Below are 18,866 nucleotides of genomic sequence, written 5' to 3' on the forward strand. Positions count from 1 at the left end.
GATCCGATATCGACCGCGATGGTTCCGCTATACGGAACCGATCCAACGAGGGCGGCGGGATCGGGAACGCGTGAGAGGCGCCATGCACCGTCGGGCGGGCCTGGATTCGCGTGCGTCGCCGGGGGCGGCATGAGCCCGTCCACCGCCGACGACGCCCCGCCTCCGTCCCCCGCGGGCGGAGAGCCCAACGCCGTCCAGAAGGTCTGCGCCGTGCTGCGGGCGCTCGCCGCCGCGGCGCCCCGGCGCCTGACCGACCTCTCGGCCGAGGCCGGGCTCAACAAGGTCACGGCGCTCCGCATCCTCGATACCCTGGCGCAGGAGGGCTTCGCCGCGCGCGCACCGGATGGCCGGCGCTGGCGGCCGGGGCCGGAACTGATGGCGCTCGCCGCCAGCGCCGGCCGGCCCGACGACCTCAGGGCGCTCGCCCGCCCGAGCCTGATGCGGCTCGCCGAGCTCTCCGGCGACACGGTGCTGCTCTCGGTGCGGAGCGGCGTCGAGGCGGTCTGCATCGAGCGCGAGGTCGGTGCCTACCCGATCCGCGCCAACTACCTCGACATCGGCAGCCGCCGTCCCCTCGGGGTCGGTGCCGGCGCCATGGCTTTGCTCGCCTGGCTGCCCGACCGCGAGGTCGACGCGATCCTCGGCATCGTGGTCCAGCGCCTCGGGCCGTATCCGCGCCTCGGCCGGGCGGAGATCCGTGAGGCGATCATGGAAGCGCGGGCGCGCGGCTACGTCGTGCTCCTCGATCAGGTGGTGGACACGATGGGGGCGATCGGCGTGCCGGTGCGCGACGCGGGCCACCGCACCGTGGCGGGCCTGAGCATCGCCGCGCTCACCACCCGCATCCGGGCGCGGGAGACGGAGCTGGCGGAGGCGCTCCGGCGCGAGGCCGACCTGATGGAGCGGGAGCGGATCCCGGTGGGGCAGGGAGGGACGAGGTGAGCGACGGGTCGCGAGACGCCGACATTCCTGCCACCCTCCTGGTCATCCCGGGCTCCGCTCTCGCGGCCCCGAAATGACCAGGAGGGTGGCAGTCCGGTCGTGTCGGTCAAATAAACCATAAATTTCGGAGGAACGGTTGAAGATCACCGACATCCAGTCCCAGATCGTCTCGCTCCCCTTCGACATGGGCGGACCGCCCGCCACCTTCGCCGGCAAGGCCTGGACCCATCTCGACATCCTGCTGGTCCGGGTCGAGACCGACGAGGGACTGGTCGGCTGGGGCGAGGCCTTCGGCCATGCCGGCATCCAGGCGACGCGGGCCGCCCTCGACCACATCGTGGCGCCGCTCGTCCTCGGGCGCTCGTCGGGCGACATCGCGGCGCTGACGCGCAGCGTGCTCCACGCGACGCACCTGCTCGGCCGCAACGGCCCGTTCGTCTTCGCCTTCTCCGGCGTCGAGACCGCCCTGTGGGACCTCGCCGGCAAGCGGGCGGGGCAGCCCGTGGCGCGGCTTCTCGGCGGCGACGGGCGCGAGCGGCTGCCGGCCTACGCCTCGCTGCTCGCCTACCACGAGCCGGCACTGGTGCGCCGCAACGTCGAGGCGGCCTGCGCGGCCGGCTACCGCCACATCAAGCTGCACGAGGTCACGCAGGAAGCGGTCGCGGCGGCCGCCGAGGTGACGCGGGCGCACGGCGCCGCCCTGATGGTCGACGTCAACTGCGCCTGGAGCGTGCCGGCGGCGCTCCGGATGGCGGAGGCCTTCGCGCCCCACGACCTCCTCTGGTTCGAGGAGCCGGTCTGGCCGCCGGAGGACGTGCATGGGCTGGCTCAGGTGCGGGCCCGCGGCATCCCGATCGCCGCCGGCGAGAACACCGCCGGGCTGTTCGGCTTCAAGGCGCTGATCGAGGCCGGCGCGATCGACGTCGCGCAGCCGAGCGTGACCAAGATCGGCGGCGTCGGCGAGATGCTGCGGGTGATCACGCTCTGCGAGGCCTACGGCGTTCGCGCCGCTCCCCACAGCCCGTATTTCGGCCCCGGCCTCATCGCCTCGATGCACGTCATCGCCGCCCGCGTCGAGGACCCGCTGGTCGAGGTGCTGTGGCTCGACATGGAGGCGAACCCGTTCGATCCTTGGGTCCGGGCCGAGAACGGCCACGTGCGGCTGCCCCCCGGGCCCGGCCTCGGCTGCGATCCGGATCCCGGCGTGCTCGACCGCTACCGGGTCGGGTCGGTCGTCCGCACGGCACAAGGGAAGGACACGCCATGAAGGTCGACCGCGTCGAGACGCGCCCCATCCTCTTGCGCCCTGAGCGGCCGATCGGCTCGGCGCTGGGTCAACTGCACGCGTTCGGCTGCATCCTGGTCACGGTCCGGGCCGACGGGCTCACCGGCGAGAACATCGTGTTCACGCTGAACGACCGGCGCACCAAGGTGCTGCGCGCGCTCATCGACGAGATGGCCGACCTGGTGATCGGCCAGGACCCCGGCCACATCGCCGGCTTCTGGTCGCGGGCCTGGCGCGACGTGAACTTCATGGGCCACAAGGGGATGCCGGTCATGGGCATCTCGGCCCTCGACGGCGCGCTGTGGGACCTCGCGGGAAAGCGCGCCGGCCTGCCGCTCTACCGGATGCTCGGCGGCGCCAGCGCCCGGGTGCCGGCCTACCATTCCGGCGGGTTGTGGCTCGACCGCTCGACCGACGAGCTGGTCGCGGAAGCCGAGAGCTTCAAGGCGGCGGGCTTCACGGCGATGAAGATGCGCCTCTCGGCCGGCGATCCCGACTGGAACATCGCCCGGGTGCGGGCGGTGCGCGAGGCGATCGGCCCGAAGATCCGCCTGATGGCCGACGCCAACCAGGGTCTGACCGAGAACGACGCCATCCGCCTCGGGCGGCGGCTGGAGGAGTTCGACCTCACCTGGTTCGAGGAGCCGCTGCCGGCCTGGGACGTCGAGGGGCTGGCCCGCGTCGCCGCCGCCCTCGACACGCCGATCGCCAGCGGCGAGACCGACTATACCCGCTACGGCTTCCGCCGGATGATCGAGCTGCGCTCGGCCGACATCCTGATGCCGGACCTGCAGCGGGTCGGCGGCGTCACCGAGTTCATGCGGGTCGGCCACCTCGCCGAGGCGCACGACCTGCCGGTGTCGAGCCACCTGTTTCCGGAGCAGAGCCTGAGCGTGCTCGGCGCCCTGGCAAACGCCCATTCTCTCGAAGTCATGCCGTGGTTCTCCGAGCTGTACTGCGAGAGACTGGACTTCGCCGACGGATCCGCCATCGTGCCGGAGCGGCCAGGCTTCGGGTTCACCTTCGACGAGGACAGGATCCGGCACCTGGAGCGGCAAGGCGCTTAGAACAACCGCGCCGGCCGGGATCATACGGGAGGAGGACGCCATGGTGACGACGAACCGTCGTGCGCTCGTGATGAATGCTGCCGGCCTCGCGGGGGCGGCCGCCCTCGGATTTCCCCGGCCGGCGCTGGCGCAGGGCGAGCCCCTGCGCATCGGCTGGCTCGCGGCGATGACCGGCCCGAGCTCGGCCCCGACGGTCGGGTTCAACCGCGGCGTGGTCTTCGCCGTCGAGGCGCTCAACGGCGCCGGCGGGGTCAAGGGCCGCAAGATCGAGCTGGTCACCCGCGACTCGCAAGGCGATCCGACCAAGGCGGTCAACGCCGTGCAGGAGATGATCAGCCAGGCCAAGGTCCACGCGATCTGGGGCCCGACCAATTCCGGCGAGGCGCTCGCGACGACGCCGATCATGGCGCGGGCGAAGATGCCGAACATCCACCCCTGCGTGATCGACAGCCTGATCGACCCGGCGAAGTACCCCAACGCCTTCCGCATCGCCCCGTCGAACACCCAGTGGGACGACGCGGTGCGCAACTACTGCCTCAAGGTCCTGAAGGTGAAGCGCGTCGCGGTGATCGGCGACACCACCGGCTACGGCGTCACCGCCGCCAAGGCGTCGGCGGCCGCGTTCAAGCAGGACGGGGCCGAGGTGGCCTATCTCGGCAACATCGACTCGACCCAGCCCGACATGACCCCCGACCTGCTGCGCGCCCGCAATGCCGGCGCCGAGGTGATCGTGGTCTGGAGCGTGTCGACCGGCATGGACGCGCGCCTCTTCAACACCCGCGCCCGGATGGGCTGGGACGTCGCCTTCGTCGGCCACCCCTCGATGGCCTCGGGCGAGATCGGCGGGCTGCTCGAGAAGCCGGCGAACTGGGAGAAGGTCTACGCGGTCGGCTATCGCAGCTGCTCCTACGACGAGGCCGGCAAGCTTAACGACCGCAGCGAGGAGTTCGTGGCCCGGCTGAAGGGCAAGGTCGCCCTTTCCGACACCCTGCTGTGGTGGGTCGCGGCCGGCTACGATGCCGTGACCCTGATCGCCAAGGCGGTGGAGGAGACCGGATCGAGCGCCCCCGACGCGATCGTCAAGCACTGGAACGGGCTGACGAAATATCCCGGCATCTTCGGCGACTACACCTACACGCCGACGCAGCATAACGGATACCCGACCGACGAGGTGGTGATGTCGGCGGCCAATTCCGGCCGCGACGGCAGCTTCCGGCTCGCCCCCGGCTATTCCTGAGGCGGCGAGGAGGAGCGCCGCCATGCTCGCCTCGATCCTGGCCTCCGGCCTCGCCGTCGGCGCGATCTACGCGCTGATCGGCATCACCTACAACACGATGTTCTCGACCTCCCGGGTGATGAGCTTCACCGCCGGCCAGCTCGGGATGCTCGGCGGCGTGCTCGGCTCGCTGTTCACCCTTCGCCTCGGCCTGCCCTGGCCGCTCGGGCTGCTCGCGACGATCGCCTGCGGGGCGCTCGTCGGCATCGTCACCGAGTTCGTGGCGGTGCGCCCGGTCCTGAAGAGCCTCGACCAGCACCTCTACGTGCTCTCGACCCTGGCGCTGGCCCTGATGATCCAGCAGGTCACGGCGATCACCTGGAGCACCGAGCCGCAGCCCTTCCCGCGCCTGCTCGGGGGCTTCGGCGAGACCGTCCTCGACGAGAAGTTCTGGCTGCCGGTGGCGGCCTGCCTGATCGTGGTGGTCGGGCTCGAACTCCTCTACCGCCGCACGCTGCTGGGCCACGCCTTCCTGGCGGTGGCGGAGGACAATTTCGCCGCCCGGGCGCTGGGCCTGCCCGAGCGGCGCCTGCGGGTGATGAGCTACGCGCTCGCCGGCGGCATCGGGGCGCTCGCGGGCTATGCCGGCGGCGAGTTGCTGCTCGCCTTCTTCGCCAACGGGCCGCACCTCAACTTCTACGGCTTCATCCCGGTGGCGCTCGGGGGCCTGGGCAACAACCGCGGCGCGCTCGTCGGCGGCCTCGTCCTCGGACTCTTTCAGCAGACCGCGAACTTCGTCGTCGGCGGCATCTTCGCGTCGGTGGCGGTCTTCACCCTGTTCATCGTCGTGCTGCTCGCGGCGCCGCAAGGGCTGCTCGGTTCGGCCCAGGCGAGGCGCGTATGAGTAGTCCTTCGGCGCTTGCGACCTCCGACGGTCCCGCCCGCACGAGGCTGGGACCGCGCCTCGCGGCGGCCGCGCCCTTCCTCGTCATCCTCGGCCTCGCCCTCGCGGTGCCGCTCGCCGGCAACGATTACTGGACGCTGATCGCCACGCGGGCGGCGATCTACTGGATCCTGGTCTCGGGCCTCAACCTCGTCGTCGGCTTCGCCGGGCAGCTCGCCATCGGGTACGTCGCGCTGCTGCTGGTGGGCGCCTACACCACCAGCGTGCTCGCCGCCGGCACCGTCATGCCGGCGGTCCCGGCCTTCGCGGCGCTCGCCTGCGCCGGGGTCGTCGGGGCCCTGGTCGGGGTGGTGGTCGGGCTGCCGGCGTTGCGGCTTCGCACCTTCTACTTCGCCATGACGACGCTGGGCTTTGCCACCATCGTCACGCAAGTGGCGCTCGCCTGGCAGGACGTGACCGGCGGCGGCATCGGCATCACCGGGCCGGAGATGCCCGCGCCCTTCGAGTCGCGCCTCGGCTTCTACGGCCTGTGCCTCGCGGGCGCGGTTCTCTGCACCTGGATGACGCTGAACGTCGCGTCGAGCCGCTGGGGCCGGGCGCTGGTGGCGATCCGCGACGCGGAGGTCGCCGCGGAGGCGGTCGGCATCGCGAAGCCCCGGCTCCTCGTCGCGGTGTTCCTGTTCGCCGGCTGCGTCGCCGCCATCGCCGGCGGGCTGTTCGCCTCGCTCCAGACCTACATCACGCCGGACGCCTTCACGTTCGACCTCTCGCTCCTGTTCTTCATCGCCGTGCTGATCGGCGGGCGCGGCTCGGTGCTGGGGCCGCTGATCGGCACGATCCTGCTCACCATCCTGCCGGAGGTGGCCGCACCGCTCGCGGCGTGGTCGACCTTCCTCTACGCCTTCCTGCTCCTCGTCATCGTGCTGGTGCTGCCCGGCGGCATCGCCGACCTCCTCGACCGGGGCAAGCACCGCCCGCTGCCGGCCGAGCGCAGCATCCAGCCGCGCAAGGCCGCGCTCCAGGACCTCGCCGCGGGCGCGACGCGCGCCGAGCCGATCACGCTCACCGGCGTGCGCCTGAGCTTCGGCGCCGTGAAGGCGATCGACGGGCTCGACCTCACCCTGCGCCCCGGCGGCGTCCACGGGCTGATCGGCCCCAACGGGTCGGGCAAGACCACGACGCTGAACGTGATCTCCGGGTACTACCGGCCGCAAGGCGGGCAGGTGACCCTGGGCGCCCGCTCGCTGCTCGACGAGGCGCGGGAGGCGCGCGCGCTCCTTCGCATCGCCCGCACCTTCCAGACCCCGCGGATCGTGGCTGAGGCGAGCGTGATCGAGAACGTCATGCTCGGCGGCAGCGTCGAGGGGCGCGCCACCCTGGCGGAGTCGCTGCTCGCGCTCCCGCGCCACCGCGAGGACGAGCGCGCTTTGCGCGACCAGGCCCACCTGGCGCTCCGGGCGGTCGGGCTCGATCGCCTCGACGAGGTCCGGGCCGGGCGGCTCCAGCACAGCGAGTTGCGCTTCCTCGAGATCGCCCGCGCGTTGATGCTGCGCCCGGCCTTCCTGCTCCTCGACGAGCCGGCGGCCGGCCTCTCGGCCTCCGAGATCCAGCGCCTCGGCGGGCTGATCCGGGCGGTGGCGGATGCCGGGATCGGTGTTCTCCTCGTCGAGCACCACGCCGACCTGATCTTCGCGATCTGCGACGAGGTCACGGTGCTCAATCTCGGCCGGGTGCTCGCCGCCGGCACGCCGGCGGAGATCCGCAGCCACAGGGAGGTGGTCAGTGCCTATCTCGGCGCATGATCCCGGGACGTCGCCGCTCCTGCGCGTCGAGGGGCTGGAGGCGGGCTACGGCAAGATCCGGGTGCTGCACGGCGTCGATCTCACGGTCGCGGCCGGCGAGGTGGTGACCTTGCTCGGGCCCAACGGCGCCGGCAAGTCGACGCTGCTGCGCGCGCTCTCCGGCCTCCTGCCGGTCCAGGCCGGCAGCGTCCGGCTCGGGGACGCGCTGCTCTCGGGCGCCGGCCCCCGGACCGCCGTGCGGGCCGGGCTCTCGCACGTGATCGAGGGCCACCGCGTCTTCACCGGGCAGACCGTGCGCGAGAACCTGCTGCTCGCGGCCTACGACCTGCCCCGGGCCGAGCGCGAGGCGCGGATCACGGAAGCCCTGTCCCACTTCCCCGAGATCGCCGCGAAGAGCCACGACAAGGGCGCCTCGTTGTCGGGCGGCCAGCAGCAGATGCTGGCGGTGGCCCAAGGCCTGGTGCAGCGCCCGCGCCTCCTGATGCTCGACGAGCCCTCCGCCGGCCTCTCGCCGGTCCTGGTCGACCGGGTGCTGGAGGTGGTGGCGCGCCTGCGCCGGCAGGGCACGGCGGTGCTGCTCGTCGAGCAGCTGGTCGAGAAGGCGCGGGCGGTGTCGGACCGGGTCTACGCCCTGGCGCAGGGCCGGATCGTGCTGGAGGCCGAGGCCGGCGCGCCCGACCTGCCCGAGCGGCTGGAGCGGGCGTATTTCGGGAGCGCGGGGGTGGCGCACGCGTGAGGGTCGGGGACAGGAAGATCACCGGTCTTTCCTCGGTTACTGCACAGCAGGCCTATCGGAGAAAAGAAGAGGCACGGGTCATCTCCTCTCCCCGTGGACGGGGAGAGGGCCGGGCCCCCGTCCAGGGGGCACGGCGAGCCCGAAGGGCGAGGGTGAGGGGGCGGTTCCGAAGGAGCCACACCCGGCACTTCCCCCTCACCCTCGCTCCGGCTGCGCCTCCGCTTGCTGCGCTCCCTGAACGGGAGCACAGCCCTCTCCCCGCCCGCGGGGAGAGGAGAGAACCCGCGCCTCGCCGGGCGACGTCCGAGGGTGCTCCAGGTGAAGGCGCCCGCCGGCCGGCTCGGGCATGCCGGCGCGATGGACCGGACCCATTCCGAACCCGGCGGCCCGCGCCTCGCCCCCACCGACCTGCGCTTCTGGGCGGTGCTCGCCCTGGCGCTGGCGTTCCTCGCCCTCGGCGCCCTGTTCCTGGCGGTCCCCGAGGCCGGCGCCCTGATCTACGGCATCCCCGAGCCGGCGGGGTCCGGCCGGACCGCCCTGCGGGCGATCGGCGCGCGCGACATCGCCCTCGCGCTCTACCTCGCCGGCCTCGCCCTGTTCTCGACCCGGCGGGCGGTGGCGGTCGTGCTCGGGGCGAGCCTCGTCATCCCGGCCTGCGACCTGGCGCTGGTCGCCGGCAGCGCGGCCTGGTGGCAGGTCGCGCTGCACGCCTTGAGCGCCGGCGTGCTGGCGCTCGTGGCGGTCTGGGTGGCCCGGCCGCCCATGGGGCGATAGCGCTCACTGCGCGTAGTCCGGCTCCTCCCGGTCGAGCCGCCGGCGGATCGCCGCGAGGTGGAGGCGGGCGGATTCGGGATCGCCCTCGCGCATCTGGCGGTAGGCGGCCTCGGCGATGGCGGGATCCACCGGCAGGACCGGGCGGCCGGTCGAGAGGGCGAGCACCTGCACCTCGGCCGCGCGCTCGAGGTAGTAGAGGTCGTCCCAGGCCTCGGCGATGGTCGGTCCCAGCACCATGACGCCGTGGTTCTTCATGAACACGATGTCGGCCTCGCCGACGCTGTCGGCGATGCGGTCGCCCTCGCGCGCGTCGAGGGCGAGGCCGTTGTAGTTCCGGTCGAAGGCGGTGCGGCCGTAGAACTTCAGCGACGTCTGCCCGGCGAAGATCAAGGGATCGCCCTCGGTCATCGAGAGCGCGGTGGCGTAGGGCATGTGGGTGTGGAACGCCACGCGGGCCCGCGGGATGCGCGCGTGCAGGCGGGCGTGGATGTAGAAGGCGGTCGCCTCCGGCTGGCCCTCGCCCGAGACCACGTTGCCGTGGAAGTCGCAGACCAGGAGCTTCGAGGCGGTGAGCTCGGCGAAGGCGTAGCCGTAGGGATTGACGAGGAACAGGTCGTCGTAGCCCGGCACCATCGCCGAGAAATGGTTGCAGATGCCCTCTTCCAGGCCGAGCTGCGCCGCCATGCGGAAGCAGGCGGCGAGTTCCTCCTTGGCCTGCCGCACCTCGGGACCGGCGAGGTCGGGCTGGTTGAGGCCGCTCGGGATCCGCTCGGCCGTCGGCGCGCCCAGTGCGTGAGCCATGATGTTCTCGTCTCCCTCGCGAGGTCGGCCGATCCTGGCAAAAGCCGGTCCCGCTTGTCCACCGCGCAGCGCGCCTGGAGCATTTTCCGACGAAGTGGATGCCGGTTCGTCGCAGAAATTGCGGCGAAATCGAAGAGCTGGGGAAGCTTCGCGATCGCAGCGCGATCGTGAAGCTTCTCTAGCGCAGGTGTTCCAGCAGGGCGGGGGTGGCGTAGCCGTCCGCCGGCAATCCGGCGGCGATCTGGTAGCGCCGCACCGCCTCGCGCAACTTCGGCCCCGCGCGCCCGTCGAAGGGGCCGTCGTAGTGCCCCCGGGCGGCGAGCCCGCGCTGGAGCGCGGTGAGCCCGGCCTGGTCGAGGCGCGGGCCGGCCGGCCAGGGGGCGGCGAGGGGAGGGCCCCCGGCGATCCGGTCGGAGAAGTGGCCGACCGCCAGCGCGTAGGAATCCGAGGTGTTGTAGGCCCGGATCGCCTCGAAATTCGCCGTGATCAGGAAGGCCGGCCCGCCGGCGCCGCCGGGGAGGAACAGGCTCGCCTCGCCGGCCTCCGGCAGGGGGGCGCCGTCGATCGCCCGCACCCCGCGCCGGGCGAAATCGGAGAACGGGCCGCGGTAGCGCGCCAGATCGAACCCCGCCGGCAGGGCGACGGCGACGCCCCAGGGCAGCTCGCGCCGCCAGCCGGCCTGATGGAGGAAGCTCGCGATCGAGGCGAGCGCGTCCGGCGCCGAATCCCAGATGTCGCGCCGGCCGTCGCCGTCGAAATCGACCGCCGCGCGCAAGTAGGCCGAGGGCAGGAACTGCGTCTGCCCCATCGCGCCGGCCCAGGAGCCGCGCATCCGCTCGGGGCTCACGTCGTGGTGCTCGAGGATCTCGAGCGCCGCCAGCAATTCGTCGCGAAACAGCTCGCCGCGGTGGCGCGCCTCGGCCAGGGTGGCGAGCGCGCGGACCACCGGCACCGTGCCGGCGCTGGCGCCGAAATCCGACTCGATGCCCCAGAAGGCGAGCAGCACCGGCCCGGGCACGCCGTAGGCCGCCTCGATCCGCGCCAGGGCCTCGGCGCGGCGCGCGGCCTCCGCCCGCCCGCGGGCGATGCGGCCCGCCGACACGGCGCCGGTCAGGTACTCCCAGACCGGCCGGCCGAACTCGCCCTGGCGGCGCAGGCGCGCCAGCACCCCCGGGTCCGGCGTCACGCCCCGGAACGCGGCGTCGAAGGTCGCGCGCGAGACCTTGCGCGCCTGCGCGGCCGGCCACAGCTCCTCGACGAAGGCGCGGAAGTCGCCGGCGCCGACGGGCGCGGCGAGGACCGGGATGGCGGCGAGCGCCAGGACGAGGCGCAGGGCCGCCGTGCGGGAGCGAGCCCGGGACGGAGACATCGTCAGATCCGGTTGCGCCGGCCGAGCGCCTCTTCCCAGGCGAGCGCCTGGGTCACGATCCCGCGCAGGTCGTCGTGCTGCGGCACCCAGCCGAGCTCGGCCCGGATCCGGTCGGCCCCGGCGATGATCCGCGACGGGTCGCCGGCCCGGCGCGGCGAGAGCGTGACCGGAAAGTCGACGCCGGAGACCGACTTCACCACGTCGATCACCTCCAGCACCGAGTAGCCGCGGCCGTAGCCGCAATTGAGCGTCAGGCTCTCGCCCCCACCCCGCAGGTGGTTGAGCGCCGCGAGATGGGCCGCCGCGAGGTCCGAGACCTGGATGTAGTCGCGCAGGCACGAGCCGTCCGGCGTCGGATAGTCGGTGCCGAACACCTCCAGGTGGCTCCGCTTGCCGAGGGCGGCCTGGGTCGCGACCTTGAGGAGGTGGGTGGCGTTGGGGGTCGACTGGCCCGAGCGCCCGCGCGGATCGGCGCCCGCCACGTTGAAGTAGCGCAAGGCCACGTAGCTGATGCCGTGGGCGCGGGCGGCGTCCTCCAGCATCCACTCGGTCATCAGCTTCGAGCGGCCATAGGGATTGATCGGGTTCGGGGAGAGGTCCTCGGGCACCGGCACCACGGCCGGCTCGCCGTAGACCGCCGCGGTCGAGGAGAAGATCACGTGGCGCACGCCGGCGCCGATCGCCGCCTCGATCAGCGCCCGCGACTTCACCGTGTTGGCGAGGTAGTAGCCCAGCGGATCCGAGACCGAATCCGGCACCACGATCTTGGCGGCGAAGTGGGCGAGCGCGTCGATCCCGTGCCGGCGGATCGTCTCGGCGACCAGGGCCTGGTCGGCCACGTCGCCGCGCACCAGCGTGACTTCCGGCGGCAGCGCCCAGTCGAACCCGGTCGAGAGATCGTCGAGGACCACGACCTCGTCGTGCCCGGCATCGATCAGGGCCAGCACCATGTGGCTGCCGATGTAGCCGGCGCCCCCCGTGACAAGTACCGCCATCCCGCGCGCTCCCCGGCCTGAGACGGGTTGATCCATACCCCGCAATGCTTCAGCGTCAATTAAGCTGTCCGGTGGCAAGGCAGCACGGAGGGAGGAGGTCGGCCGGGCGCGTGCGCCCGGGTGCGCCCGTTCCCGCCGGGCGGTCCGGCAGCTCCCGATGTGTTCACTGGATCTCGCACGATGAAACGCATTCGCAAAGCCGTCCTCCCGGTCGCGGGCCTCGGCACCCGTTTCCTGCCGGCGACCAAGGCGGTGCCCAAGGAGATGCTGACGGTCGTCGATCGCCCGGTGGTCCAGCACGTCGTCGACGAGGCGCGGGAAGCCGGCATCGAGCACTTCATCTTCGTCACCGGCCGCGGCAAGGCGGTGATCGAGGACCATTTCGACATGTCCTACGAGCTCGACCGCACCCTGCAGGAGCGCGGCAAGACCGAGGCGTACGAGGCCCTGAAGAAGGACCTGCCCGCCGCCGGCCAGACCAGCTTCACCCGCCAGCAGGAGCCGCTGGGCCTCGGCCACGCGGTGTGGTGCGCCCGCGAGATCGTCGGCGACGAGCCCTTCGCGGTGATCCTGCCCGACATGCTCAGCCGCGGCAGCATGGTGCAGATGCTCGACGCCTACGAGAAGCACGGCGGCAACATCATCGCGGTCGAGGAGGTCGCCCCCGACCAGACCCACCAGTACGGCATCGTCAGCGTCGGCCAGGAGTTCGGCGAGACCTTCGAGATCACCGGCATGGTGGAGAAGCCGCCGAAGGGCACCGCGCCGTCGAACTACATCATCTCGGGCCGCTACATCCTGCAGCCGGAGATCTTCTCGATCCTGGAGCGCGGCGAGCGCGGCGCGGGGGGCGAGATCCAGCTCACCGACGGCATGAAGCGCCTGGCGGAGACGCAGAAGTTCTACGGCATGCACTACCGCGGCAAGACCTACGACACCGGCTCGAAGCTCGGCTTCCTGGTCGCCAACCTCGCCTACGGCCTGGAGCGGCCGGAGCTGCGCGACGCGCTCAAGCAGGAGATCGAGGCGCTGCTGACGAAGGGCTGAGCCGTCGGCGAGCCAGGCCGGGCCGAGCGCACGCGCCCGGCCCGGGCACCTGCGGGCGACAGTCGTGCCGTGCAAATCAGGACGATAATCCTGAACCGACGGAGATCCGGCCCGCGGTCCGACTCTCCGCGCAACCCCGGGACTGGCCTTCGCCCGCGATCTCTGTTGCCGGTCATCGGCCGCTAACCTATGGTCAAGTGACCCAGAGGCACAGCGAGTCGGCGACGCCAGACATGTCCCAGTCCAGGAACGACGAGAGGAGGGTCGCGGCCCTCGACAGGACCGGCCTCTTGTCGGCCCGCTCGGACGAGACGTTCCTGAGCCTGGTCGGCGTCGCCGCCGATGCGTTCGGTGCCCCGATCGCCACTATCTCGCTGATCGATGCCGAGCGGCAATTCTACTTCGAGAAGGTCGGGATCACGGTCGCCTCGAGCGAGCGCTGCACCTCGTTCTGCACCCGGACCATCGAGGGGGACGGGATCGCGGTGATCCTCGACGCGGCGCAGGATCCGCACTGGTGCGACAACCCGATGGTCACCGGCGCGCCCTACATCCGGTTCTACGCCGGGGTGCCGCTGCGGATCGACGGGCATGCCATCGGCACCTTCTGCCTCATCGACACCGCACCGCGCGCAGGCTTCTCCGAGGGGGAGTGCCGGCGCCTCGAGCGCTACGCCGCCATCGCCCTCGAGATGCTGGAGTTGCGGGCCCGGCACGCCAACCGGGACAGCGCGCGGATGCGCTTCCGGCACATGGCCGAGACCAGCCCGGACGCGATGATCGTCTACGACGCGGAGGGCGGCATCCTGCACTGGAACGGCAGTGCCGAGCGCCTGTTCGGCCACGACGCCGCCGCGGCCCTGCGCCTCGGCGTCGCCGACCTCACGGCCGGCCAGGACGACCGCGCGCCGTGGTTCGACGACGCCCCGGGGGCGATCCGGGAGGCCGAGATCCGCCTGCGCGACGGCTCGGCCCGGGCGGTGGAGGTCGCGCTGTCGCGCTGGAGCGAGGGCGGCGAGACGATCCGCGGCGCGGTCCTGCGCGACACCTCGCAGCGTCGCGAGCGCGAGGCGGCGCTGCACGCGCTCGCCCATCGCGACGCCCTGACGGGCCTTGCCAACCGGGCGCTCATGCGCCTGCGCCTCGAGGCGATGCTGGCCGCCGGGCCGGTGGCGGTCCTCCTCGTCGACCTCGACGGCTTCAAGGACGTCAACGACACGGTGGGCCACGCGGCCGGCGACGAGGTGCTGAAGGAGGCGGCGGCAAGGCTCCTCGCCTGCCTGCGCGACAGCGACGTCGTCGCCCGCATCGGCGGGGACGAGTTCGTGGTCGCGCTCCCCGGCTGCGGCGATCCTTCGGCCGGCGGGGACGTGGCCGACCGCATCGTCGCGGCGATGGCGGAACCGTTCCCGGTGCAGGAGCGCAGCGTGCGGATCGGGGCGAGCGTCGGCCTCGCGCTGGCGCCGGCCCAGGCCGAGAGCATCGACGAGCTGCTCTTCTGCGCCGACCTCGCGGTCTACAAGGCCAAGGCCGACGGCCGCCACCGGCACCGGCTCTACACGCCGTCCCTGCGGGCCGCGGTGTCGGACCGGCAGCGCTTCGTCCACGAATTCCCCCGCGCCCTCGCGCAGGAGGAGTTCGTGCTGCACTACCAGCCGCAGATCCGCCTGCGGGACGGCGCCCTCGTCGGCGCCGAGGCGCTGATCCGCTGGCGGCACCCGGAGCACGGCCTCCTCGAGCCGCCCGCCTTCCTGCCCGCCCTCCTGGCGAGCCGGCACGCGGTGGCGGTCAACGACTGGGTGCTGCGCACGGCCTGCCGGCAGGCGGCCGCCTGGCTGCCGCGGGCCGGGCCGCATTTCCGCATGGGGGTGAATGCCTGCGCGACCCGCCTGCATTCCGGCGAGATCGCCGGGGTGGCGACGGCGATCCTGGCCGAGACCGGGCTCGCGCCCGGGAGCCTCGAGCTCGAGATCACCGAGGCCGTCGTGCTCGCCCACGAGGCCGCGACCACCGCGGCCCTGCACGCCCTGCGCGCGCGCGGCATCGGCATCGCCTTCGACGATTTCGGCACCGGCTACGCCTCGCTGAGCCTGCTCGACGAGGTCCCGGTCACCCGGCTGAAGATCGACCGCTCCTTCGTGCGCAAGATGAACGACACGCCCGACGTGCCGGTGATCCGGGCGATCCTGCAACTCGCCGAGGGCTTCGGCCTCGACGTGGTCGCGGAAGGCATCGAGACCGAGGACCAGCTCCGCCGCCTGCGCCGGAAGGGCTGCGCCGAGGGCCAGGGCTACCTCTTCAGCCCGCCGGTGGAGCCCGAGGCCTTCGCGGCGCGCTTCCTCCCGGAGACGGTACCGGCGCCGTAACGGGGCTACTCGTCGTCGAACCAGTTGCGCCCCGGCTCGATGCAGCGATAGCCGACGAGGCAGTCCGGCGTGTCGCGGGTCGGCACGAAGGCGTTCCTGGTGACCTGCGTCGGCTCGCAGAAGCTGCGGTCGCGCACGAAGCGGTCGTAGGTGTAGCCGCCGGTGCCCAGCACCGCCGCGCCCCGCGCGGCGAGCAGGCTCCGCGCCTGGCCGCAGGTCATGGCGAGGGTCGAGGGGCGGCCTTGGGCGAGGGCGGCGGTGGAGGTCGTCGCGAAGGCGCAGAAAGCCCCGACGGTGGACGTAACGAGAAGGGTCGCTGACCCGAGCTTTCGACGATCGGCAGACACGGAGGCGCTCCCGGTTTCGGCAGGCCTGTCCGCAGACGCACGAGGCGCGGGATCCGCTCTCCCAGACGGGAGAGGGGAGACCCGCGCCTTGTCTTTCCCGGGCGATCCTGCGGTGTCGAGCGCGGCCAACGCGCAGGAGCCGGACCCGGATCCGCCGCCCCTACTGCGTCAATTGCCCCACGCTCAGGATCGCCCCCATCACCGAGATGATCAGCCCGCCGATCAGCCCGCCGATCGCCACCGTGACCAGGGGAGTGAGCAGGGCGAGCAGGCGGTCGATGCGCTGGCGGGTCTCGGTCTCGTGCATCTCGGCGGCATGCAGCAGCACGCTGCCGAGGCGGTTCACCTGCTCGCCGCTGGCGATCAGGTTCAGGGTCGAGGCGGCGTAGGGCTTGAGCGTGGACAGGCCCGAGGCGAGGCTGCCGCCCTCGGAGAGCCGCCGCCCGGCCTCGTCGAGGGCGCGGCGGAAGACCCGGTTGCCGGCGAGCGGGCGCGTCGCCGCCACCGCGTCCGGGATCGGCACCTCGGCGACGAGCAGCGTGCCGAGCACCCGGCAGAACCGGCCGCACTCGATGCCGACCACGATCTCGCGCACCAGCGGCAGGCGCAGCGCCAGCCGCGCCCGCGTGCCCGCGAAGGCCGGCAGCCGCCAGGCGCGGGCGAGGCCGAGACCCGAGAGCGCCAGACCGCCGACGAGGATCGGCCAGGAGGCCGAGAGCGTGTCGCCGAGCCAGGAGGCGGCGCGGATCGCGAAGGGCGGCGCCTGGCCGGTGCCCTCGAAAAGGGGGCTGAGCGCCGGCACCAGCACGCCGACGATCATCGCCACGGTGCCGATCGCCATCGCGACGAGCAAAGCCGGGTAGATCATCGCCGAGACGAGGTGGCGCCGGACCGCGTCGCGGCGCTCGATCGAGGCGGTGAGCGAGCCGACGACGTCGACGAGGGTGCCGGTCGCCTCGCCGGCCCGCACGATGTCGACCATGTCGCGCGGGAAGGCCTGCGGGTGGGCCGCCATCGCCCGCGACAGCGAGGCGCCGGCCACCACCCGCTCGAGCAGGTCGGCGAGCACCGGCTTCAGGGCCGGCCCGGCCTGGCGCTCGACGAGGCGCAACGCCCGGTCGACGGTGAGCCCGGCACCGACGAGGGTGCCGAACTCGCGCAGGAAGGCGACCCGGGCGGCGTCGTTGACCCGGTCGCGCCCGAACAGGTCGCGGCGCCAGAACGGCGCCGGCCCGGTGCTCGCCGGCTCGATCTCGTAGACCTGGAGCCCGTCGGTGCGGAGCAGCGCCACCGCGCGCTGGCGCGTCTCGGCCTCGATCTTGCCGGCGCGGGAGCGCCCGTCCCCCGCATAGGCCTTGTAGGCGAAGTGCGGCATGTCAGAGCGTCCCTTCCAGCACCCGCCCGACCTCGTCGAGCGTCGTGTCGCCGTCGAGCACCCGCGCCCTCGCGCTGTCGGCAAGCGTCGCCATGCCGGCGGCCCGCGCCCGGGCGGTCAGGGTCTGCTCGTCGGCGCGACTGGCGATCAGCCCGCGCAATCCTTCGTCGAGGGTCATGATCTCGGAGGCGACCATGCGGCCGCGATACCCGGTGCCGTTGCAGGCCGGGCAGCCGCGGGCGCGCTTGAGGCTCAAGGGGGCGTCTGCCGGCAAGGGGGCGTCCGCCGGCAAGGGGGCGTCCGCCGGGATGCCGAGGCGCAGGCGCTCCTGCGGGCTCGCCGGGGTCGGTTCCGCGCACGATCCGCACAGGCGCCGCACCAGGCGCTGGGCGACCACGCCGTTGAGGGTCGCGGCGATGAGGTAGGGCTCGATGCCCATGTCCATCAGCCGGGTCACGGTCGCGGGAGCGGAATTGGTGTGGAGCGTCGAGACGACGAGGTGGCCGGTCAGCGCCGCCTGCACGGCGATGCGGGCGGTCTCGCCGTCGCGGATCTCGCCGACCATCACCACGTCCGGGTCCTGGCGCAGGATCGAGCGGAGTGCTGCCGCGAAGTCGAGGCCGATCCCCGGATGGGCCTGGACCTGGTTGACCCCCGCCATCCGGTACTCGACCGGATCCTCGACGGTGACGACCTTCAGGTGCGGGCCGTTGATCCGGCGCAAGGCCGCGTAGAGCGTCGTGGTCTTGCCCGATCCGGTCGGGCCGGTGACGAGGACGAGGCCGTTCGGCCGGCTCGTCATCGCGGCGATCTCCTGGATCGCGGCGTCGTCGAAGCCGAGTGCGGAAAAATCCTCGACCCGGCGCGAGCCGTCGAAGACGCGCAGCACCACGCTCTCGCCGTGCGCCGTCGGCAGGGTCGAGACGCGGATGTCGACGTCCTGGCCGCGGTCGGGGGCCTGCATGCGCCCGTCCTGGGGCAGGCGGCGCTCGGCGATGTTGAGGCCGGCCTGGATCTTGATGCGGGTGGTGAGCGCGAGCTGGACCGACTTCGCCAGCCGCTCGGACTCGACGAGCACGCCGTCGACCCGGTAGCGCACCCGCATGTCGGCCTCCTCCGCCTCGAGGTGGATGTCGGAGGCCGAGAGCTCGAACGCCTTGCGCACCAGGCGGGCGGCCAGCCGCACGATCGGTGCCTGGCTCGCCACGTCGGCGAGCCGCGCGAGGTCGTCGTCGCCCGCGCCGTCGCCCTCCTCCGCCACGTCGCCGTAGATGGCGCGGTGCGCCCGCTCGAAGCTGCCCGGTCCGATGAGGCAGGGCGCGACCGCGCGGTCGACGAGGTGCTCCAGCGCCCGGGTGGTCTCGGGCTCGAACGGATCGACGAGCGCCACGACGAGGCGGTCGGGCTCGGCCGACAGCGGCAGCACCCGGGCGCGGGCGCAGTAATCGGGCGTCAGCGCCTCGGGCAGGACCGGCTCGCCCGGCAGATCCTCCTGGCGCAGGATCGGCAGGCCCGTCGCCTCCGAGAGCGCCGTGACCAGGGTCGCCTCGTGGACGAGGCCGAGCTCGGTGAGCAGCAGGGGCAGCGGGCGCCGGCCGGGCCCGTCGAGGGCGGCGAGCGCCCGCTCGTGGCCGGCGGCGTCGAGCACCTCGCTCTCGGCGAGGTGCGCCACAAAGGCGCGCAGGTCCTCGGCCCGGCCGCGGGCCGCGTCGCGCCGGTCGATCCGCGCCCGCCGCGGCCGGCTCTTCGCCCCCCAGATGCTCAGCATCGCCTGTCCTAGAGAAACCGGTTTCGAAACCCGTGTCCGACGCGGGGACCGGACCCATTCTCGCGCCGCGTC

General features: G+C 72.7%; 16 protein-coding genes. 10 read left to right on the plus strand and 6 right to left on the minus strand.

Going from position 1 to position 18,866, the window contains the following annotated elements; genetic code table 11:
• Positions 1 to 129: 129 nt before the first annotated feature.
• From DK419_RS21365 to DK419_RS21400, 8 genes are all read left to right on the plus strand, one after another.
• On the plus strand, positions 130 to 942 hold the full coding sequence (locus DK419_RS21365; protein WP_162561340.1) for an IclR family transcriptional regulator: 813 nt from the start codon (positions 130 to 132) through the stop codon (positions 940 to 942).
• A 136-nt stretch (positions 943 to 1,078) separates the two neighbouring features.
• Positions 1,079 to 2,209: a mandelate racemase/muconate lactonizing enzyme family protein gene (locus tag DK419_RS21370; protein WP_109960876.1), complete on the plus strand. Its 1,131-nt coding sequence runs from the start codon at positions 1,079 to 1,081 to the stop codon at positions 2,207 to 2,209.
• The gene (locus DK419_RS21375) at positions 2,206 to 3,294 is read left to right on the plus strand and encodes a mandelate racemase/muconate lactonizing enzyme family protein (RefSeq protein ID WP_109960877.1); all 1,089 of its coding nucleotides are present in this window, start codon (positions 2,206 to 2,208) and stop codon (positions 3,292 to 3,294) included. The genes DK419_RS21370 and DK419_RS21375 overlap by 4 nt, the downstream gene beginning before the upstream one ends.
• Before the next feature lie 40 nt (positions 3,295 to 3,334).
• On the plus strand, positions 3,335 to 4,531 hold the full coding sequence (locus DK419_RS21380; protein WP_245442605.1) for an ABC transporter substrate-binding protein: 1,197 nt from the start codon (positions 3,335 to 3,337) through the stop codon (positions 4,529 to 4,531).
• Between the two features lie 22 nt (positions 4,532 to 4,553).
• On the plus strand, positions 4,554 to 5,414 hold the full coding sequence (locus DK419_RS21385) for a branched-chain amino acid ABC transporter permease (RefSeq protein ID WP_109960878.1): 861 nt from the start codon (positions 4,554 to 4,556) through the stop codon (positions 5,412 to 5,414).
• A complete protein-coding gene (locus tag DK419_RS21390) occupies positions 5,411 to 7,216 on the plus strand; it encodes a branched-chain amino acid ABC transporter ATP-binding protein/permease (RefSeq protein ID WP_109960879.1) in 1,806 nt (601 codons plus the stop codon). The genes DK419_RS21385 and DK419_RS21390 overlap by 4 nt, the downstream gene beginning before the upstream one ends.
• Positions 7,197 to 7,952, plus strand: a complete 756-nt coding sequence (locus tag DK419_RS21395; protein ID WP_162561342.1) for an ABC transporter ATP-binding protein — start codon at positions 7,197 to 7,199, stop codon at positions 7,950 to 7,952. Before DK419_RS21390 ends, DK419_RS21395 begins: the two co-directional genes overlap by 20 nt.
• 309 nt (positions 7,953 to 8,261) lie before the next feature.
• On the plus strand, positions 8,262 to 8,726 hold the full coding sequence (locus tag DK419_RS21400; RefSeq protein ID WP_245442607.1) for a DUF4267 domain-containing protein: 465 nt from the start codon (positions 8,262 to 8,264) through the stop codon (positions 8,724 to 8,726).
• A gap of 3 nt (positions 8,727 to 8,729) precedes the next feature.
• Here the strand turns inward: DK419_RS21400 and DK419_RS21405 are convergent, their stop codons facing one another.
• The 3 genes from DK419_RS21405 to galE all read right to left on the minus strand — a co-directional run bounded on the left by DK419_RS21405 (position 8,730) and on the right by galE (position 11,891).
• Entirely contained in the window at positions 8,730 to 9,527 is a 798-nt protein-coding gene (locus tag DK419_RS21405) for an aldolase (protein WP_109960881.1), read from the minus strand.
• Positions 9,528 to 9,705: 178 nt separating this feature from the next.
• Positions 9,706 to 10,896 carry a lytic murein transglycosylase gene (locus DK419_RS21410; RefSeq protein ID WP_109960882.1) on the minus strand — a complete coding sequence of 397 codons (1,191 nt, stop codon included), beginning with the start codon at positions 10,894 to 10,896 and terminating at the stop codon, positions 9,706 to 9,708.
• A gap of 2 nt (positions 10,897 to 10,898) precedes the next feature.
• Positions 10,899 to 11,891: a UDP-glucose 4-epimerase GalE gene (gene galE / locus DK419_RS21415; protein ID WP_109960883.1), complete on the minus strand. Its 993-nt coding sequence runs from the start codon at positions 11,889 to 11,891 to the stop codon at positions 10,899 to 10,901.
• A gap of 180 nt (positions 11,892 to 12,071) precedes the next feature.
• Here galE and galU point away from each other — a divergent pair, with 180 nt between their 5' ends.
• Complete coding sequence (galU, locus tag DK419_RS21420) at positions 12,072 to 12,938, plus strand: UTP--glucose-1-phosphate uridylyltransferase GalU (RefSeq protein WP_109960884.1); 867 nt, start codon at positions 12,072 to 12,074, stop codon at positions 12,936 to 12,938.
• A gap of 233 nt (positions 12,939 to 13,171) precedes the next feature.
• Positions 13,172 to 15,304, plus strand: coding sequence for a putative bifunctional diguanylate cyclase/phosphodiesterase (locus tag DK419_RS21425; protein ID WP_109960885.1), 2,133 nt, complete (start codon positions 13,172 to 13,174; stop codon positions 15,302 to 15,304).
• Positions 15,305 to 15,309: 5 nt separating this feature from the next.
• On the opposite strand, the gene DK419_RS21430 is transcribed toward DK419_RS21425, so the two are convergent.
• The 3 genes from DK419_RS21430 to DK419_RS21440 all read right to left on the minus strand — a co-directional run bounded on the left by DK419_RS21430 (position 15,310) and on the right by DK419_RS21440 (position 18,794).
• Complete coding sequence (locus tag DK419_RS21430) at positions 15,310 to 15,651, minus strand: hypothetical protein (RefSeq protein WP_245442609.1); 342 nt, start codon at positions 15,649 to 15,651, stop codon at positions 15,310 to 15,312.
• Positions 15,652 to 15,811: 160 nt separating this feature from the next.
• Positions 15,812 to 17,026 carry a type II secretion system F family protein gene (locus tag DK419_RS21435; protein ID WP_109960886.1) on the minus strand — a complete coding sequence of 405 codons (1,215 nt, stop codon included), beginning with the start codon at positions 17,024 to 17,026 and terminating at the stop codon, positions 15,812 to 15,814.
• 1 nt (position 17,027) lies between these two features.
• Positions 17,028 to 18,794 carry a GspE/PulE family protein gene (locus DK419_RS21440; RefSeq protein WP_109960887.1) on the minus strand — a complete coding sequence of 589 codons (1,767 nt, stop codon included), beginning with the start codon at positions 18,792 to 18,794 and terminating at the stop codon, positions 17,028 to 17,030.
• Positions 18,795 to 18,866 lie beyond the last annotated feature (72 nt).

Origin of the sequence: Methylobacterium terrae, from assembly GCF_003173755.1 — a bacterium.
Lineage (GTDB): Bacteria > Pseudomonadota > Alphaproteobacteria > Rhizobiales > Beijerinckiaceae > Methylobacterium > Methylobacterium terrae.

Excerpts from the sequence above, each read along its gene's own strand:
- DK419_RS21365 (WP_162561340.1), top strand. The coding sequence starts at position 130 with ATGAGCCCGTCCACCGCCGACGACGCCCCGCCTCCGTCCCCCGCGGGC.
- DK419_RS21375 (WP_109960877.1), top strand. The coding sequence starts at position 2,206 with ATGAAGGTCGACCGCGTCGAGACGCGCCCCATCCTCTTGCGCCCTGAG.
- DK419_RS21380 (WP_245442605.1), top strand. The coding sequence starts at position 3,335 with ATGGTGACGACGAACCGTCGTGCGCTCGTGATGAATGCTGCCGGCCTC.
- DK419_RS21385 (WP_109960878.1), top strand. The coding sequence starts at position 4,554 with ATGCTCGCCTCGATCCTGGCCTCCGGCCTCGCCGTCGGCGCGATCTAC.
- DK419_RS21390 (WP_109960879.1), top strand. The coding sequence starts at position 5,411 with ATGAGTAGTCCTTCGGCGCTTGCGACCTCCGACGGTCCCGCCCGCACG.
- DK419_RS21405 (WP_109960881.1), bottom strand. The coding sequence starts at position 9,527 with ATGGCTCACGCACTGGGCGCGCCGACGGCCGAGCGGATCCCGAGCGGC.
- DK419_RS21410 (WP_109960882.1), bottom strand. The coding sequence starts at position 10,896 with ATGTCTCCGTCCCGGGCTCGCTCCCGCACGGCGGCCCTGCGCCTCGTC.
- galE (WP_109960883.1), bottom strand. The coding sequence starts at position 11,891 with ATGGCGGTACTTGTCACGGGGGGCGCCGGCTACATCGGCAGCCACATG.
- galU (WP_109960884.1), top strand. The coding sequence starts at position 12,072 with ATGAAACGCATTCGCAAAGCCGTCCTCCCGGTCGCGGGCCTCGGCACC.
- DK419_RS21425 (WP_109960885.1), top strand. The coding sequence starts at position 13,172 with ATGTCCCAGTCCAGGAACGACGAGAGGAGGGTCGCGGCCCTCGACAGG.
- DK419_RS21435 (WP_109960886.1), bottom strand. The coding sequence starts at position 17,026 with ATGCCGCACTTCGCCTACAAGGCCTATGCGGGGGACGGGCGCTCCCGC.
- DK419_RS21440 (WP_109960887.1), bottom strand. The coding sequence starts at position 18,794 with ATGCTGAGCATCTGGGGGGCGAAGAGCCGGCCGCGGCGGGCGCGGATC.